20 protein-coding genes and 2 tRNA genes are annotated in these 17,020 nt (G+C 64.1%); 6 read left to right on the plus strand and 16 right to left on the minus strand.

Going from position 1 to position 17,020, the window contains the following annotated elements; all coding sequences use genetic code 11:
* Positions 1 to 23: 23 nt before the first annotated feature.
* The 10 genes from F7R19_RS22355 to F7R19_RS22400 form a co-directional block, all read right to left on the minus strand.
* Positions 24 to 464 carry a single-stranded DNA-binding protein gene (locus F7R19_RS22355; RefSeq protein WP_003098976.1) on the minus strand — a complete coding sequence of 147 codons (441 nt, stop codon included), beginning with the start codon at positions 462 to 464 and terminating at the stop codon, positions 24 to 26.
* Positions 465 to 537: 73 nt separating this feature from the next.
* Positions 538 to 1,065: a DUF3158 family protein gene (locus tag F7R19_RS22360; RefSeq protein ID WP_003098978.1), complete on the minus strand. Its 528-nt coding sequence runs from the start codon at positions 1,063 to 1,065 to the stop codon at positions 538 to 540.
* A complete protein-coding gene (locus F7R19_RS22365) occupies positions 1,062 to 1,853 on the minus strand; it encodes a PFL_4669 family integrating conjugative element protein (RefSeq protein WP_003098981.1) in 792 nt (263 codons plus the stop codon). The genes F7R19_RS22360 and F7R19_RS22365 overlap by 4 nt, the downstream gene beginning before the upstream one ends.
* A gap of 429 nt (positions 1,854 to 2,282) precedes the next feature.
* Positions 2,283 to 3,521 carry an STY4528 family pathogenicity island replication protein gene (locus tag F7R19_RS22370; RefSeq protein WP_006226008.1) on the minus strand — a complete coding sequence of 413 codons (1,239 nt, stop codon included), beginning with the start codon at positions 3,519 to 3,521 and terminating at the stop codon, positions 2,283 to 2,285.
* A gap of 3 nt (positions 3,522 to 3,524) precedes the next feature.
* The gene (locus tag F7R19_RS22375) at positions 3,525 to 4,085 is read right to left on the minus strand and encodes a DUF2857 domain-containing protein (RefSeq protein ID WP_003090097.1); all 561 of its coding nucleotides are present in this window, start codon (positions 4,083 to 4,085) and stop codon (positions 3,525 to 3,527) included.
* Positions 4,086 to 4,099: 14 nt separating this feature from the next.
* Positions 4,100 to 5,779 (minus strand): ParB family protein, encoded by a 1,680-nt coding sequence (locus tag F7R19_RS22380; protein WP_006226007.1) that lies wholly within the window; start codon positions 5,777 to 5,779, stop codon positions 4,100 to 4,102.
* Positions 5,772 to 6,041, minus strand: a complete 270-nt coding sequence (locus F7R19_RS22385) for a hypothetical protein (protein WP_003050422.1) — start codon at positions 6,039 to 6,041, stop codon at positions 5,772 to 5,774. The genes F7R19_RS22380 and F7R19_RS22385 overlap by 8 nt, the downstream gene beginning before the upstream one ends.
* Positions 6,025 to 6,900 (minus strand): ParA family protein, encoded by an 876-nt coding sequence (locus tag F7R19_RS22390; protein ID WP_003098988.1) that lies wholly within the window; start codon positions 6,898 to 6,900, stop codon positions 6,025 to 6,027. Before F7R19_RS22390 ends, F7R19_RS22385 begins: the two co-directional genes overlap by 17 nt.
* A 42-nt stretch (positions 6,901 to 6,942) precedes the next feature.
* On the minus strand, positions 6,943 to 7,155 hold the full coding sequence (locus F7R19_RS22395; protein WP_003090093.1) for an AlpA family transcriptional regulator: 213 nt from the start codon (positions 7,153 to 7,155) through the stop codon (positions 6,943 to 6,945).
* Between the two features lie 118 nt (positions 7,156 to 7,273).
* On the minus strand, positions 7,274 to 8,020 hold the full coding sequence (locus F7R19_RS22400; RefSeq protein ID WP_003098991.1) for a hypothetical protein: 747 nt from the start codon (positions 8,018 to 8,020) through the stop codon (positions 7,274 to 7,276).
* 450 nt (positions 8,021 to 8,470) lie between these two features.
* On the opposite strand from F7R19_RS22400, the gene F7R19_RS22405 reads away from it, so the two are divergent.
* From F7R19_RS22405 to ybaL, 3 genes are all read left to right on the plus strand, one after another.
* Positions 8,471 to 8,971 (plus strand): DUF305 domain-containing protein, encoded by a 501-nt coding sequence (locus F7R19_RS22405; protein ID WP_003098996.1) that lies wholly within the window; start codon positions 8,471 to 8,473, stop codon positions 8,969 to 8,971.
* A gap of 521 nt (positions 8,972 to 9,492) precedes the next feature.
* Positions 9,493 to 9,566 (plus strand) — tRNA-Cys (locus F7R19_RS22410).
* 392 nt (positions 9,567 to 9,958) lie between these two features.
* Entirely contained in the window at positions 9,959 to 11,200 is a 1,242-nt protein-coding gene (ybaL, locus tag F7R19_RS22415) for a cation:proton antiporter domain-containing protein (RefSeq protein ID WP_084004064.1), read from the plus strand.
* A 14-nt stretch (positions 11,201 to 11,214) separates the two neighbouring features.
* Here ybaL and F7R19_RS22420 read toward each other — a convergent pair whose 3' ends face one another.
* Positions 11,215 to 12,135: a LysR family transcriptional regulator gene (locus F7R19_RS22420; protein WP_150982062.1), complete on the minus strand. Its 921-nt coding sequence runs from the start codon at positions 12,133 to 12,135 to the stop codon at positions 11,215 to 11,217.
* Between the two features lie 101 nt (positions 12,136 to 12,236).
* On the opposite strand from F7R19_RS22420, the gene F7R19_RS22425 reads away from it, so the two are divergent.
* Positions 12,237 to 13,328, plus strand: coding sequence for a YeiH family protein (locus F7R19_RS22425; RefSeq protein WP_150982063.1), 1,092 nt, complete (start codon positions 12,237 to 12,239; stop codon positions 13,326 to 13,328).
* 43 nt (positions 13,329 to 13,371) lie between these two features.
* Here the strand turns inward: F7R19_RS22425 and F7R19_RS22430 are convergent.
* A tRNA-Leu gene (locus tag F7R19_RS22430) sits at positions 13,372 to 13,458 on the minus strand.
* A gap of 187 nt (positions 13,459 to 13,645) precedes the next feature.
* Here F7R19_RS22430 and F7R19_RS22435 point away from each other — a divergent pair.
* On the plus strand, positions 13,646 to 13,987 hold the full coding sequence (locus F7R19_RS22435) for a hypothetical protein (protein WP_061957920.1): 342 nt from the start codon (positions 13,646 to 13,648) through the stop codon (positions 13,985 to 13,987).
* 221 nt (positions 13,988 to 14,208) lie between these two features.
* Positions 14,209 to 14,616 carry a heme-binding protein gene (locus tag F7R19_RS22440; protein WP_061957915.1) on the plus strand — a complete coding sequence of 136 codons (408 nt, stop codon included), beginning with the start codon at positions 14,209 to 14,211 and terminating at the stop codon, positions 14,614 to 14,616.
* 181 nt (positions 14,617 to 14,797) lie between these two features.
* Here F7R19_RS22440 and F7R19_RS22445 read toward each other — a convergent pair whose 3' ends face one another.
* The 4 genes from F7R19_RS22445 to F7R19_RS22460 all read right to left on the minus strand — a co-directional run.
* Entirely contained in the window at positions 14,798 to 15,121 is a 324-nt protein-coding gene (locus tag F7R19_RS22445) for a hemin uptake protein HemP (protein WP_150982064.1), read from the minus strand.
* A 256-nt stretch (positions 15,122 to 15,377) separates the two neighbouring features.
* Positions 15,378 to 15,791 (minus strand): ExbD/TolR family protein, encoded by a 414-nt coding sequence (locus F7R19_RS22450; RefSeq protein WP_061957917.1) that lies wholly within the window; start codon positions 15,789 to 15,791, stop codon positions 15,378 to 15,380.
* Between the two features lie 32 nt (positions 15,792 to 15,823).
* Positions 15,824 to 16,558 carry a MotA/TolQ/ExbB proton channel family protein gene (locus F7R19_RS22455; RefSeq protein WP_150982065.1) on the minus strand — a complete coding sequence of 245 codons (735 nt, stop codon included), beginning with the start codon at positions 16,556 to 16,558 and terminating at the stop codon, positions 15,824 to 15,826.
* Positions 16,559 to 16,611: 53 nt separating this feature from the next.
* Positions 16,612 to 17,020 (minus strand): energy transducer TonB (locus tag F7R19_RS22460; protein WP_150982066.1); only part of this gene is annotated, 409 nt, incomplete at its 5' end.

A 17,020-nucleotide genomic window follows, 5' to 3' on the forward strand; every position in this document is an offset into this window, starting at 1 on the left:
CGGCAGCCGCCCTCCATGCCCGATCACTTCCTGCGCTTGGTCTCTTTCGGCGCCGTCGATTCCTGGGTGGCCTGGGGCTTCGGCTCTGCCTCCTGTGGCTTCGGGCTGAGGGCCACAGACTCGATGCGGTACGGCAGGATGCCGACACTGCGCGCGTTGACCTGCCAAGTCTCACGCGGCTGATCTTCGTTGTCCGTCCAGGGGTCGCGCTCCATGCGGCCGACGACCAGCACCCGCATGCCCTTCTGGTAGAGCTGCTGCCAGCGGTCGGCGTCGTGGTGCCAGAGTTCCACCGGCGCCCAGAAGCCGCCGCGGTCCTCGAACTCGCCGCCCTTGGTGGGGACGGGGTTGTCGAAGTACACGTTCAGCCGGAGCAACCGGCGAGGATCGTCGTTGCCATTGGGGAATTCGCGGTACTCGGGAGGCGATCCGATGTTGCCCTCGCCGATGAATTGTGTGCTCATGTTGGAATCTCCGTGGTGGTTGAAATACCCGTGCCTCGTTGGGCTCGGGCGCGTGCTCGGATGGCAGGCGCAATCACCGATCGCGCACTGCGGCAGGAACGGACGCGAGCCGGCGCAGGTAGGTGTTGTCCGCCTGCGCGGCCTTGCTGGCGCATTCCTGTGCTTGCCTGCCCAGGGTGTGCAGCAGGCTGATCTGCATGTTCAGCATGACGCGCTGCAGTTCGATCTCGTGCAGGTCGTGCAGCAGGTTGACCGGCGTGCTGGGGCTCGCCATCAGCTCCTGCCACAACGCCACGCCCATGGCCGATCGATCGTGCTTGCGCCAGCGAAGAAAGGTCGTGCCTGCGCCAGTGGTCTGCTGGGCCAGCTCGACGGGAAGCAGGTGGAAGGGATGCCCGCACGCCTGTGGCAGCACCTGTCGCTGCGCCAGGGCAATCAACTCGTCGCGCATGGCGAAGCACTGGCTGGCCCAGGCCTCGAAGTCCCCTTTACCTTTAAAAGGCTTTAAAAGGCCTTTTAGAGAGGCCGCGTGTTCCAGCCGCATGAAGGCTGGCTGTTCCAGACGACGGAAGTAGCGCGGTTCGCGGTTCGGGTCGCTCATGCCGGTTCGTCCTCGCCGGCGGCTGTGGACTTGGCCTCGGCCGAATCGGCGGCAGCGCCTTCGTCGGTGGGAGATGCGGCTGCGGCAGCGCTATCACCACGCTGTTGCAGACCACGGCGCACGACGGGCGGCGCAAACTTCGAGCGGCGCATGCCTTCGAGCACGTCCTGCGGCAGTTCGCCGAACTTCTCCAATGCTGCCCGAGCTGCGGCGTTCTTGGCCGCGAAGTCGTCGCGGGTGCAGCCCGAGTAGCGGTATTGCTGGGCCAGGCTGAACAGGCTGCGCAGCGCGTGGGCACCTTCGTTGAGCCAGCGCTCCAACGTCGAGCGATCGATCAGCGCGGTGTGGTGGGCGAGGATCAGCTTGCGCGCGATGTCGTCGTAGTCGGCCAGGAGATAGACGGCGGCAAAGCCCAACTGCGCATTGACGAACAGCGGAAGCTTGACGGGCTGCACGTTGAGGTTCTCGCCCAGGGTCAACGCGGCGGGCACGCCGGCCAGGGCCTGGTCCACCTGGTCGCGCAGCGTCTGCAGCGTGGTCCTGGTCTGGTCGAGCTTGTCTTCGATGCGAAGCATCCACCAGTCGCTGTATGGGTCGTCCTGCTCCGAGCCGCGCTTCATCTTGTTCATGACGGCGATGTAGCCGTTCAGGCCGACGATGCCCGGTCGCCCCTCGGCGGCGGCGCGGCCATGCCAGATGCGCGAGGCGTGGTGGGTGTGCAGCGTCAGCGACATCGCGCTGCGCAGGGAGCCGAGGTTGAGTTGCAATGGTTCGTTGCTGGTTGCCATGGTGATCGCTCGCTGGTGGACAGGGAGCCGCCAGCATCCGCATGCAGCGGAAGGCAGTCAGTCAACAAACCGAAATGAGCCGACCCCCGGTTCTGTGCGCGCTGGCGGCGCAGCGCGCAACGGTCCCCTGGGGACCGCTCCGCAGATGGGCACTCACATCGGCGTTCCCGTCCTCGGTTGTTGACGGTATGCGTGCTGCACCGCACGTCGCGCTGCCGTTCGACACGATCCTTCGCCGCGCAGCCGTCCCCAGGGGACCGTTCCGTTGAGCGCCATGGAGGTCTGCTTCATGGTCTTGCATGCGCTCTACTCAGGTTTTGCGCAGCATGTCGCGCCGTCGCCCGGCGCTTCACCGCACAGCCGTCCCCAGGGGACCGTTTCTGCCGACCGCCATGGAGATCTACTTCACGGCTTTGACAAGCCCTGTGCTCAGGATTTGCGCAGCAGATCGCGCAGGCGCTCGATGTGCTGCCGGGCCACCTCGGGCGGCACGACGTTGCGCGGCGGCTCGGTTGGTGGCGCTCGCGCCGCCGATGGTGTTGGCGGTGCCGGGCCGGTCTGCTTGGCCCAGGCATTGAACTCGCCGCGCATGGCGCGCTGGATGATGCCGAACAGATAACCGGCGGGGTTGCGGATGCCATGCTTGCCGCACCGTGCGGCCCATTCGTCCAGCACGGCCTGCCGCAGGGCAGCGTCCACCTGCTGCAACGCCATCTTGGCTCCGGCCTGCTGTTCCGCCTTCAGTTCCGCGAAGCGCTTGGGCCATTGCAGGTCGCCCAGCGCACGCGCCTGCGCGGTAGTACGTACTTCATCAATACGACTACTACGTACTGTACGGTCCTGCTTCGGATTCCGAAGAGCGCCGTCTGGCGCGGGTTTCGGCCCTGCTTCGGATTCCGAAGATGGGCGATCGCCATTCCGAAGAAGGCTCGCGGGCCCTTCTTCGGAATCGTGGACCGCATCCTCCTGTGGATAACTTTCGGAGGCGGTGATGCCCTGGTCGGCCAGGCGCTCGGCGAGCACTTGCAGCCGCGACGGCAAGGTGCGTCCGGACAGCATCGGGTCGTCCGCGATCTCCTGGAGGGTGTTGAGTCCCACCACCTGGACGGCCTTGGCCGAATGCCCCAGCGACTGGCTGACCAGGGCCAGGTAGTCGGCGTCGAGTTGCATCGCCTCGAACGGCGTCAGCGGTTCGTCGTGCAGGACGTAGAGGTTGCCGAGGATGCGACCGGTCTTGGGGTCGCGCCGTCGTCGCACGAGGCTCAGCCAGCGCGTCAGGCGCAGCAGCGTCAGCGCCCGCGCCACGGTCTCATGGGAGGCCTGGCCTGCGCAGGGCATCGACGCCAGCCAGGGGCGCAACTGCTCATAGGTGGGAAATGCCGTGACGCCATCGTCGTTGAGCATCAATCGGAACACCTGCCAGGCGTTGCGCTCCAGCGGTGTCAGGCGGCGGTCGAGGAACAGCCGCCGCGGCACGCTCTCGTGCCGATTGCCACTGAACAGGAAGGCGTCGCCGGACGTAGGAGGCGTGGGCGTTGGAGCAGGCAGGGACGCGGGAGCGCCAGAGCTGGACTTGGGCGCGAGGTCCTTCAGCGCAGCGTCGAACAGGTCGGCGAGTGCGATGGGGCCAGGGCGCTGGGCTCGTGGGGCGGTGTCGTCCACGGCCATGGCCTAGCCCAATCCCTGATCGACCCAGTTCCTGATCGCGGCCCAGACCACCGAGAGCGGCAGCGACATGCCCTCGGCCAGGTCCATGGCCGCATCGAGAATCGAGGTCTCGTCCTCCAGATCGACGTTCCTGCTGCTGGTCACGGCTTTCCATTGCCGCCACAGTTCGGTGTCCTGGGTCTCGTCCAGGACGGGGTGGCGCCCCTTGCGCTTGGGCAGGCCGAGGATCTCCCGCCGCAGGGCGACTTCCTGATGGGTCAGGCCATAGAAGCGGCTGACCATCTCCGTGCTGGCCCCCAGCCGCAGCATGCGATCGACCGTGGCGATTTCCTTCTCCACGTCCTGTGCCTGGTTGAGCAGGCGCTGCAGCACTTCGCGGTTGACCGTGACCGAGCACCACGAGACGCTGGCGTTGGCCAGCACGCTGATCAGCGCGGGGTGCTTGAGCGCATCCAGCTCGGCCTCGCCGAAGCCCATGGCCTTGCAGCGGCGCAGTTGGCCGTTGCGAAGGTCATACAGCGCCTGGGCAATCACGGCCTGGTTGAGCGGATGCGATGTGGACATGCGGCCTCCCTCGCTCACGTCCCGGGCGCCGTGGTGCCGGCTTCCAGGTCCAGCAGACGCCGGGCGAGGCGCAGCAGCCGAAAGAGCTTGACCAACGCCGTGTCGCTCAAGCGCCTTGCGCCGCTGCCATGGCCTTGGCTCTGGCCGTGCAACAGGGTCGGCAGGTCGGCGGCGAGCTGCGCGCCGTCCAGGCCCGCTTCGGCGACGGGCTGACCCGTCAGGGAAGTGAGCAGCGTCAGCACCGCGCGGCCGAGCGGCGACGGGGCTTGGCCGCGGGCGCGGCACGCAAACCCGATGCCATCGGCGCGATCCTCGATGCACTCGTCCAGGTCTGCCTCCCCGGCGATCTCGCGCGCGAACTGCGCGATGTGGATGCGCAGCCGATCGGGCGTGTCCAGGCCGGCGTCGATGTACCAGACGTCGGAGATCGGATAGAGTCCGCCGGCTTGCACCGGGATGGACTGCAGCACGCTCGCCGAGAAGTCGGGCGGCAGCGCATCGCCCAACTGGTCGGCGACCATGCGCTGGATCGATTGGAGCCGTTCTGTCGTCGGTGCTGGCGAGACGATGTGCTCGCGAAGCAGATCGCCCGGTGCGGCCGGCTGGCTTCCCGTGGCCGCTTCGCCAACCGCCGTGTCGTCGTGGCGCAAGGTGGGCTCGGACGCCGGAGGGCTGGCGGGTGGAGGACCGGCCGCCGCTGCAGGCGTGGCGATGGACGATGCTGCGCCCGGCGGAGTCGGCGTGCCGGCGGTGGGCGAAGGCAACGCCGGCTGCGCCGCAGGTGGCGTCGGGTCACTGACCAGCGCCCGGTGGCGGCTTTCCGATTCGGTCAGGTCCAGCGCCAGCACGTCGTAGCCGATGCCCAGCAGCTCGGACATCTGGCCGATCAGCTCGTCTTGCACGCGCTGCGGCGCGAACTCGTCGCCCTGCGTGTCGAACTGCGCCAGCACCTCCTGAAAGAAACTGTCGAAGTCCAGCGGCAGCGAACGGTCCTTGGCGTAGTGCTCCCAGGTGCGTTTGCAGGCCGTGCGCATGACCGACAGCCGCTCGACCTGGTGGCGCCCCAGGCCGCCATAGAGCACAGTGGGAATGGCGGGCAGCAGGTAGCGCACCGCGTCGGCCATGCGGGTGATGTGCGACCGCTGGACGGGGAAGCCATCGGCCGCCAGGCGGCGGGCCAGTTCCGACTGGCTCAGGGCGGCGCCGCTCTCCTGCTCGTAGAACTCCCGTGCTTTCTCGACGCCGAGCGCGCGCTCGATGAACGTGAGGCCGCCGCGCAGTTCGTTCTCGGCAAGATGCCCGGTCAGCGCGACGATTTCACCGCGCTCCGGCCATGGTCGGAACAGGCACGATATGCGGAAGAAGCGTTCTTCCTTGGTCTCCGACCAGAGTTCGCGCAGGATCGCCAGTCGCGTGTTGCCGCCGTTGCGGATGATGTAGTGGTCCTCGCCGGGCCTGCGCGTGATGGCCGGCGCCGCGTCCAGGCCGCGCTCGCGGATGGATGCCTTGATTTCCTCGTAAGCCGGGTTGCGCTTCATGCGCGGGTCATGGTCGTAGGGCCGCAACTGGTCCAGCGTCACGACCATGGGCGTGTCCGCGATCGGGTCGCTCAAGGCCGTAGCCGCTGGGCCGCTGCGCTCGAAGCCGGCCGCGAGCAGCTTGCCTGCCATGTCCTGCGAGGTCATGTCAGCCATGGCCGCACCCCTCGCAGTCCCCACGACCGCCGGCCGGCGCCATGCGGGCCTCTCGCTCGGCGCGGCGGATCTGCGCACGGGCGTTCAATTCGGCCCGGTGGTCACTCGCTGTCGAACTCGTGTAGATCGCCGCGCAGCCGGCCTTGGTGAACTTGAGGTGCCCGCCCGGCGTGCGCTTGACGTGCCAGCCCTCACCGACCGCGAACTCGATCAGGGCGCGCAGCCGCTTGTGGCCGCGGGCCAGCTCATGTGCGTTCGCCATGGGGCCTCCCAGGATCAAGAGGTCGCTGCGGGCGGCCGGATACTTGAGCCAGTCGGTCCTGCCATTGCGGGAACAACTCGCTGGCGAGCGCGCGCATCGTGTCGAGCGCGGCAGGGGCGACTCTGCCGGGCGGCTGGCGGTGCTCGACCCGATGCACCGGCAGGCCGCGCGTTGCGGCACGTGGATACGCTTCTATGGCCGGCACGTCGGTGGCGAGCACGCGGATGCCGGCGCTGTCCTGGAACAGGTCGCGCAAGGCCTGCTGGATCAGCCGTGCGTTGGCGGACACCGGGTGGACGCGGTTGATGAGCAAGTGCAGCGGCGGCGGTTCGATGCCCAGGTGCCGGTACGGCGCAATGTCTTCGAGCAACTGCATGGTGCCGCGCCGCAGCTCGCGTGCCGCGAGGATCTCCGGCGTGACGGGCGACAGCGCGAGATCGGAGGCGAGCACCGCCATCTCCAGCAGCACGGAACGCGCGCCCTGGGTGTCGATCAGCACCAGGTCGTAGAGGGGAGCAAGTGCTGGCAGCAGATGCCGCAACCGCAGGCGGCCATCCGGCGCATGCAGCAACAACGTGTTCAGCTCGCCCCGGTGGTCGTCGGACAGCACCAGGTCCAGGCCCGCGATGATCGTGCGGGACACGAGCTGGCCAAGGTCGCGCTCGTTGAAGGCCAACAGCTCATAGATGCCGCCCGGCGCGCGCTGGGTCAGTTCGTAGTAGGAGGACAAGGTGGGCTGCACGTCGAGATCGAGCAGCAGCACGCGCAGGCCCGCGTCCGCGGCGAGCCCGCCCAGGTTGGCGGCCGTCGTGGTCTTGCCGACGCCGCCCTTCGTTGAAATGATGGACACGACCTGCATGGCGCTCTCCGGCTGGGAATGGGAAGTCCGCGGGAGAGCGGGTCAGGTCCGGTGGTTGAGGCGCTCGGCGATCCACTGGTCGATTTCGATCGAATCCCAGCCGACAGCGCGCACGCCCAGGCGCAGCGCCTGAGGGAACTGGCGCTTCTTCATCAGGTTGTAGATGTGGGCGCGTTTGAAGCCGGACTTCGCTTCGACTTCATCGAGCCGCAGGATGCGGCGCTCGTTCGGCGGGAGTACAGGGGTCTGCGACATGGCGGTCACTCCTGAACGCTCGGTGGCGTTTGTTGGCGTGACCTCTATTCAATAGACCTGGCTGCGGAAAGACATTGCAAATGCAATCTCCGCGATTGCACATACAAGCTGGATAACCTCATGCGCTTGCGCTACGAACGTACCTCTTAGCGTTGGCGAACTTTCCGTTTAAGGTGCGCTCAGTGATGCCCATGGTGCCGCCGTAGTGGGCGACCAATGCAGAGACAAGGGCCTCCTGCGTTTTGAAGCTGGAATAGGGCACGCCTGAAGGCGACTGGCTCAGCATCAGCGTCAACATCCCTCCAATGATGTTGAGATAGGTCGTTTCCGCCCGTTCGCTGATCTCGCATTGCTTGGATGCCAACAGCACCGAGGATTGCTTGAGTAGCGTGTCGTGCTGCTCCTGCAGTTCTCGCATCTCACGTCGGGCTTGTTCAAGCGCGGCCTGAAGGGCCAGCCGCTCCACGAGGATCGCCTGTCCTGTTTCCATGGTGATGAAAGGATGCGCCATGCGTTCGCCACGGCTGAACAGAAATCCTGGCCGGTGCTCGGGATAGTGGGTGCGCATCCAGCGTTTTAGATCGACATGGCGAACAGTCAGATCCAGAGAATTGAGCAGGTTCGGATCATTGAGCGTGATCCCGTTCTTGCCGTAGGGCAGCTCTCCGTTGAGGATGCCGTCATAGATACGTTCCGAGTGCAGCCGGCACTCATTCCATCGAGGGCAGTTCAGCGACCGAGGCAGGACACGCGGTGACGCGATCGTGGCCAGGATCATCGGGAGATACCGCAGCAACCCAGCCCATCGGATGGCCGCCTCGATGGGACGATAGAACACCTTTGATGTTGAAATGTCCTTGTGCATGTCTTCGTCTCCTTTCGGGTGCGCTACATCACCGGCTCCTTTCTTGCCCAAGGGCTGTTGTGTCGTTATGGCCTGCGACGGACGCTTGAGGCGATGCCCTAAGCGAAGGCGGAGGAGGCCATTGGCGTCCGCCGCAGGTGGCCTTGTCTTGCTTGATATGCAAGAATCGATCAGTTGCCGGCCCATCGAGCGATGAGGACGCAAGCTCGATATTGGCGCTCACGGTACCAGCGTCATAGGTGGCGCAAAGCCCATCAAGACCGATTTGGTATGGTCTGATATCCAGACGGTTCAAGACCAGCGAGTTGAAGCGTTCGACGCCCCTACGTCCAGTTGGGGACTGGAAATCAGCGGTTAGTGATGCATCGCTCCACATGCTGATATATCGACAAAGTATCTGCCGCAGTACCAGTGACCCTGCCAGGTTGCCCCAGCACATAGGAGACGGAGATGGCTGAACATTCCCATGAACATCAACATCACACATCCGGTCAGATGGGTAAGCACGGCCGACCATACGCCAAGTTCTGGGTGAACATGGTGTTGGGCCTCGTCGTCATGTACTTCGTAATGTTCAGCATGATCGACGGCGCCAGGGACTTCAGAAACAATCTCAACATGCTCTACATGGCGGTCACTATGTGGGCGCCAATGGGCATCTTCATGCTAGCGACAATGCCCGGCATGTTTCCAAACCGGCGGCTCAATCTCGTGCTGTACGGCTTGTTTGCCGTTCTCACACTCGGTTCTTTTGCCGCTACCCGTGCTCAAACCGGAATCGGCGATCGACAGTTCATCGCGTCTATGGTCCCGCACCATTCGGGAGCGATCCTCATGTGCCGCGAGGCGCAGCTCTCAGATCCGGAACTCGTCAACCTATGCCAAGCGATTTCCGATGGCCAGCGCGCGGAGATCGAGCAGATGAACCGGATTGCTGCACGCCTTCGTTGAGGCTGGCTGCCACTACACTGGCGCCGCGTTGCGCTCCGGCGAAGTTAGCCGCAGCGATGTAAAGATGAGTACTTGCGGTGTTCCGATGCCGGCGGTTGTGTCCTACAGCCGTCCAGGTGCCAGGTAGTCCACGCGACACCACCCCGCGCTGCCTGCGGAGCGAGCGCAAGTCATGATCGTCGCAAGTTGGAGTTCGATAGCGAACCCGCTCAGCAGCTGGACGCATCAGGCGTAACGACGGGTGGATGGATCATCCTTGGACGCTGGTGGAAGTGGTTGGATGAACTTTGTTGCCGAGGGCGAAAAACAAGGCTATAATTGAGTTCTTCGCTGATCACCACAGTGGAGAAAGTGATTGGGAAACAGAGACTTAGCGCTCTAGTGCATGACTCGTTTCCCGCTCCAATCCCAAAGGGAAGCGACGCTTCCCTTTTTCATTCTCGGGATTGTGTTTGCATTGCACGCAGGTATCGACATCGCGATACCTGACGAATGCGGATACAATCCGGGATCAGTCACCTGGCGGGGTGGCAGAGTGGTTATGCAGCGGCCTGCAAAGCCGTGTACGCCGGTTCGATTCCGACCTCCGCCTCCAGCATCAAGCAAACGGCGCCCTTGTGGCGCCGTTTTGCTTTTTTGCGTACGATTCGGCAGAACCGCGGCAAACTTCGCGACAAAGATCGCCGGGCATTTTGCGAATGTTCTCAACGCGACCGACGTGGTGCGCGTGTTACATTACGCCATGCCGTACGCATCTGGAGCGCGCCTGGCGTGTGCAAGCCGTCACGCGTAGTTGTGTTCCGATGCACTTCCCTTGCCGTGGATGACAGCGATTCTCCTCGCGTCCGCGGTCCACGGTCGCTCTTCCCGTATCACCCAATTCTCCGCCGTATCCCTCCGCGTCCCTGTGCGGCTTCGCGCGGATGCGCGTGGGTTCTGCGGGGGCCGCCAACTGAATCGAGACAATCGGAAAGGATCCCCAGACGCATGCATCACGCCACCCCGCTCATCAGCACAATCGTCGGCGGTATCGTGCTGGCGTTCATCCTGGGAGCGATCGCCAACAAATTCAAGCTGCCGCCGCTGATTGGCTACCTTTGCGCCGGCATCGTGGTTGGGCCGCACACGCCCGGCTATACGGCCGACCAGGCGCTGGCGCCCGAACTGGCGGAACTTGGCGTCATATTGCTGATGTTTGGCGTGGGTCTACATTTTTCGATCAAGGACCTGATGGCGGTGAAGAAGATCGCCATTCCAGGCGCGATCGTCCAGATCGCCATCGCCACGGCGCTTGGCATGCTGGTGGCGTGGGGTTTCGACTGGTCGTGGGGGCAGGGGCTTGTGTATGGCCTCGCGCTTTCGGTGGCCAGCACCGTGGTGCTGCTGCGCGCGTTGCAGGAGCGCGATCTTATCGAATCGCCGCAGGGTCGCATCGCGGTGGGATGGCTGATCGTGGAAGATCTTGCGATGGTGCTGACCCTTGTGCTGCTGCCGGCCATGGCCGGCCTGCTCGGCGGCGGCGAAGGGCACGGCGCGCAGGCAGCATCGCCCTCGACCATGGACGTGCTGGTCGAAATCCTGTCGACGTTGGGCAAGGTTGCCGCTTTCGTCGTCGTGATGCTGGTGATCGGTCGCCGTTTTATCCCGTGGATGCTGGAGCGCATCGTATGGACCGGCAGCCGGGAGCTGTTTCGGCTCGGCGTTCTTGCCACCGCGCTGGGCGTGGCGTTTGGCGCCTATTCGCTGTTTGGCGTGTCGTTTGCGCTCGGGGCGTTCTTTGCGGGCATGGTGCTGGCGGAATCCGAGTTCAGCCATCGCGCCGCGGAAGAATCGCTGCCGTTGCGCGATGCGTTTGCCGTATTGTTCTTTGTGTCGGTCGGCATGTTGTTCGACCCGATGGTGCTGATCAACGACCCTTGGGGCGTGCTGGCTACGCTGCTGATCATCTTGGTTGGCAAGTCGGTTGCAGCGCTCGGTATCGTGCGCGCGTTCGGCCATAGCAATCGTACCGGTATGACCATCGCGGTCAGCCTGGCACAGATCGGCGAATTCTCGTTCATCCTGGCCAGCCTCGGCGTCTACCTGAACATCCTTCCGGAACGCGGGCAGGCGCTGATTCTGGCCGGCGCGCTGCTGTCGATCCTGCTCAACCCGGTATTGTTCCATCTGCTCGATCGCCATATGGCGCGTGGAGATGGCGATAAGCAAGGCGACCCGCAGCCGGCTTGAGCGGGAGGCGGCTCTTAAGTTTGTGCAACGGGTGCCGCCTGGCGCAGGTATTCGGTGAAGGCAAGCAGGCCCTGGGTCGGAAACTTGTCCTGATGGACGACGATCTGCAATGGACGGATCACGCGGGGGAGCCCGCGACGTATCGCGACAAGCCTGCCACGTTCGATTTCATCGCCCACCACATGCAATGACAGGCAACTGACGCCATAGCCGCTCATCACCGCGCGTTTGATGGCCTCGGCATTCCCCAATTCCAGCGCAAAGCGGAGTGCGCCGAGCGCAGGCACCAGTCGCGCTTCGATGATCTCCCGCGTGCCCGAGCCTGGTTCGCGCACAATCCAGTCCGCCTCCCTGAGCATCGCATGAAGCGACTCGGCACTCTTCGGCGCAGCGGTGGCCAGCGTGTGCGACGGCCCGACCACCACCACCATTTCATCGTCGCACCAGTGAACGCTGCGGAGGTCGCGCTCGTGGCTGGTGCCTTCGATCAGGCCGATATCTGCTTCGAAATTCATCAGCGTTTGCAGCACATCGCGCGTGTTTCCGATACGGAGGTCCAGCGCACAGGGGCCGGTTTGCGCGTGGCGGAAGCCCGCCAGCAGCGATGGAAGAATGTAGCTGCCGATAGTGTTGCTTGCCGCGATGCGCAACTGGACGCCGCCCTCCGACGCAAATCGTTCCAGTTCGTGCGCCTGATCGAGCAGCGATAGCGCACGGGGGAAGAACTGCCGACCGGCCTCGTTGATGGCCAGCCGCCTTGCCACGCGGTCGAATAGTGCGCCGTTGAGAGCGCGCTCAAGTTCTGCCAACGATGCGCTGACCGCCGATTGCGACATCGCGAGCGCATTGCCCGCCGCGATTGTGCTGCCATGCTGCGCCACAGCGACAAACACCTGGAGCTGGCGCAGGGTCAGGCGGAGCGGGCGTTGGTCCATGTCATATCGATATAACTGATTACATATACCGATATTACCCGTTTAGCGGGTTAGCGGCGCAAGGGTACGCTGCATGCATCAATCAGAACAACAGTTGCGCCATGTCCTCGACCCCAGCCTCTTCGTCCGTCCCCGCGGTCATTCCTTCGTCCGCCCTGGCCTTGTGGCGCAAGCGCATCCTGACGCTCATCCCGCTTGGCGCCATTGCATGGCTCGCGCAGGTGCTGGCGGATCATCCGGCGGTTTCGCAATATGGGTTGTCAGCGTTGACGCTGGCCATGTGCGCGGGGATGGTTGCGGCCAATACGATGCCGAAGCACTGGCTGACGCCGCTCGCGCCGGGCATGCAGGTGGCGCGTCATCATCTTTTGCGCTTGGGTGTCGCGTTGTATGGATTGCGTCTCACTTTCGGCGCGATCGCGGCACTTGGCATCGGCGGTGTGGCGGTGCCTCTGATCATGCTCGTGGCGACGTTGCTGTTCGGCACATGGGTCGGCTCGTCCTTCTTCGGGCTTAGCCGTCGCGAAGCCATTCTAGTAAGTGCCGGCAGTGCCGTATGTGGCGCGGCAGCGGCAATCGCCGTGTCCTCGGTCGTTCGCACCGATGATCGCCAGACTGCGGTGGCGGTGGCCACGGTCGTGCTGTTCGGCACACTGGGCATGCTGTTGTATCCGTGGATCTATGAGTTGGCCACGCAGCATTGGCATTTCGCGATCGGTGAGCGCGCCTTCGGCATCTTCACCGGCGCGACGCTTCACGAGGTGGCGCAGGTCATCGCTTCGGGCAAGATGATCAGCGATACGACGGCTGATGCAGCCGTGGTGGCAAAGATGGTGCGCGTGCTCGCGCTGGGCCCGCTGCTGCTGATCATGGCGCTGTGGCCGCGCACGAGCTGGTCCCAAGAGGCCGGCGGTACGCGCAATCTGCGCGGTCTGCTGCGCTCGGTGCCGTGGTTTGCTGTCGGTTTCGTTGCCGTCATGGCACTGAATTCCGCGGCGCTCGTTCCAGTGGAATGGAAGTCAGCCCTGACTGCACTCGACAACTGGATGCTGGCCTGCGCGATGCTGGCTATCGGGCTGCATACCCGTCTAGGTGAATTGCTACGCGCCGGGCGTAAGCCGCTGGCGCTGGCCGCCACGCTCTTTATCTTCTTGATGGTGCTTGGCGCTGCACTTTGCGCACTGATGGTGTGACATCCGCGGCGACGCCGGGATAGCGGTGGAAGGTCGAGGAAGATGGTGCGGCCGACGGGAATCGAACCCGTAAGCCCGGAAGGGCGGCAGATTTTAAGTCTGCTGAGTCTACCAATTTCTCCACGGCCGCACGGCAAGCCCGGTATTGTCGTGGCATCGGTCGCAGGAAGCAAGCTGCACGATATACGACGTAAAAGTGATCTGGCTGTTACCGCCGGTAACAATGTCGCTAGCGCCGTTGCACCTGAAAGTCGAGGAAATCGTAAAATAGCCATCATCAGGAGGCGTTCTCCTAGTCATCACCAAGAGGCATGATCATGAAACGTTGGTTGTTCGCAGCATTCGGTGTGGCCGCCGCGCTGGCTTCGGGCGCCGCAATGGCCCGCGTGAACGTCGACGTGGCGATTGGCGTGCCGGGCGTGGTGGTCGGAGGTCCTGCGTACTACGCGCCGCCGCCGGCCTATTACGCGCCGCCGCCCGTGGTGGTGGCTCCGGCCCCGGTTTATTACGGTCCGCCCCCGGTGGTGGTGCGTCCGGCTCCGGTGTATTACGGTGCGCCACGCTATTACGGCGGAGGCCCGCGCTACTACTACGGCCCGGGATGGCGGGGTTATGACGGCTACGGCCGCGGACATGGTCACGGCCACTGGCACCGCTGATTCCTCTTGTAGTGTGCCCGAGCGCAGTTACCGCGCCAGGAAAGCCCCGATCCGGGGCTTTTTCTTTTGGCTCGGCACGTCGGCGCCCGAGCAGCTTGCCCGTCAAGACGTGCGGCGGGTGAAGGACTTTCACCTTCCCTGTGGGGTGGCGGCGGCATTTCATATAGGCCCGGCGCGATATACTGCGGCCTCAACCCCTGACTGAACCGATGGAGAGAGGTATGCAGCAAAAGACCGTACTGACGGCTGATGACGTGAAGAAGGTGCTGGTCGCCGCCGAGGCTGAGGCTTTGGCAAACAACTGGGCCGTCACGATTGTGGTCGTCGATGACGGTGGTCATCCGCTTGGCTCGCTGCGCCTGGATGGCGTGGCCCCGATCTCGGCTTACATCGCCACGGAGAAGGCCCGCACGGCGTCGCTGGGACGCCGCGAATCGCGCATTTACGAGGAAATGATCAACAACGGTCGCTACTCGTTCATGACGGCGCCGGTGCTGAGCGGCATGCTTGAAGGCGGCGTTCCCATCGTCGTCAACAATCAGGTAGTTGGCGCCGTGGGTGTGTCCGGTGTGAAGTCGACCGAAGACGCGCAGATCGCGCGCGCCGGCATCGCAGCGCTGGGCGTCTGATTGCTGCGCTGAAATGCAAACGCCCCGCGAGCGCAACGCCGCGGGGCGAATTGTTATGGTGCTGTGCCATCAAGGGCGTCAGGCTCGCGCGCATGGCGCGCCACGCTAACCATTGGTTGCCCGAAATTCGATGGGGGCGACCACCCAAGCCAGATCGCCAGACATCGGCGCCCGCCCTCGGCTACTTGGTCAGAATCAGCTTTCCATAGCGCGTCACGCGCAAGGTATAGATCTCGCCGTTATGCAGGATCGGCAGCGTGTTGGCGCCTCGCATGATCGCATCGAGCGGCACGGCCTGGGCGGCATCGCCTTGTGCCGCAGACTGGCGCATCAAGGCTTCGAGGCGCGCGGGGAGGCCGGCGACAGCGGACTTGACGCTTTCGATGGCCGACGACGCAGTGGTCGCTTCCCGCCGGGCCTGCGGCGCAACTTCCACGCGGCGCAAGGAAAGGCGCCGGCGCGTGACTTCACGCGGTTGCGACAGCGGCAGGCTCAAGGTGCTCATGGTCTTCTCCGTTGGAAGTGTTCGGTAAAAGCGCGTTGTCACGCGGTGTGCCGGATTCAATGCAAACCGAGGCGCCGGTTCACGATAAAAATGATCATAAATGAGAACCGTTATCATTACAAGCGAATTCACGCCTCGTTACAGCAGCTATCCCCGGTCGATCGCCTGACGTCTTTTCGACAGGTCGATGTAGCGCGCAAGCCAAAAAAATGGCGCCCCTAGGGCGCCATATCCGGTGAGGCAGCGTCGAAGCCGGTCAGTGCTTCGGCTCGGTAATGAAACCGATCTTGCCGAGGCCGCCGTGCTGCGCGGCGGCCATCACCTCGGCCACACGCTCGTAACGGACATCGCGATCGGCGCGCAGGTGCAACTCCGGCTGAGGCTGCACTTGGGCCGCTGCGGCAATCCGCTGCTCCAGCTGGGCCTGATCGACTTCTTCCTGGTTCCAGTACACCTTGCCCTGCGCATCGACGGAAACGTTGATGCTTTGCGGCTTGGCGTCGTTGGGTTGGTTGGTCGCACGCGGCAGGTCGATCTTGACCGCGTGATTGATGACGGGAATCGTGATGATGAAGATGATCAGCAGCACCAGCATGACGTCGACCAGCGGCGTCATGTTGATTTCGCTCATCACCTCGTCATCGTCTCCGTCGAGCGTGCCGAATGCCATGATGCTTTCCTTCAGGCGCGAGAAATCAGCGCTTAGTTCTTGACGGCCAGGCGCACCGACGCGTCGTCGGACGCGCGGGCGGCGGCGTTGGTGGGACGCACGCGGGCGCCAGTCACAAAGTATGCGTGCAGGTCATGGGCAAAGCGGTTCAGCTTGCTGATCACGCCCTTGTTGCCGCGGCTTAGCGCGTTGTAGCCGAGCACGGCGGGAATCGCAACGGCCAGGCCGAAGGCGGTCATGATCAGCGCCTCGCCAACCGGACCCGCCACCTTGTCGATGGTCGGCACGCCGGACGCGCCAATACCGATCAGCGCGTGATAGATGCCCCACACGGTGCCGAACAGACCGACAAACGGCGCGGTCGAGCCGACCGATGCCAGCACGGCCAGTCCCGATTGCATGTGCGATACGGCCTCATCGATCGCGCTCTTGAGCGAGCGGGTGAGCCAGTCGGAAATATCCAGCGCATCGTGCAGTTGCGGCTGGCTGGCGCGATGGTGCTGGGCGGCTTCACGTCCGGTGATGGCCAGCACGCGGAACGGGTTCGCGTCGCTGGAGCCGAGCGTGTCGAGCGCATGGTCGAAGTCGTCCGAATGCCAGAAACGCTTTTCTGCGCCATGCGCCATCTTCTTGAGGCGAACCAGATCCCACGCCTTGGTGAGGATCACGATCCACGACAACAGCGACATGATCAGCAGAATGATGGCGGTCGCACGCATGACGAAATCGCCTTGCGACCAGAGGTGGGAGAGTCCGAGGTCCTGCATGGTGGTTCCTGAAAAGGTCAGTGTTTAGATATGTCGGAAAGATCCGGGAAAAATCAGTTTGCCAACTGCCAGACGATGGGCTGATCCGGCGTCACCGCAATCGCGCGGCCGTTCTGCATGAAGGGTTTGCAACGCATGCCCTTTACGGCTTCGACTGCGGCGTCGTCGAGTCGGCTCGACCCGCTGGACTTCTTCACCACAGCCTTGACGACCTTGCCCTTGTCGTCGATGGTCAGATTCACAATCGTCGTGCCCGATTCGCCCATGCGCTGCGACTGGCGCGGATATACGGCCTGCGGGCGCGAGCATTCGATTTCGTCGATGCCCACGGCACGTGGCGCGGCATTGGCCGGCGGCGGGGCGGGCGGTTCCGCGGGCGCCGGCGGGGCCGGCGGGGCGGGGGGCGCCTCGATCGCGGTCGGCGACGGCGGCAGCGATGCCACCGGTTCCGGCGTCGGTTGC

Source organism: Cupriavidus pauculus, assembly GCF_008801835.1.
GTDB lineage: Bacteria > Pseudomonadota > Gammaproteobacteria > Burkholderiales > Burkholderiaceae > Cupriavidus > Cupriavidus pauculus.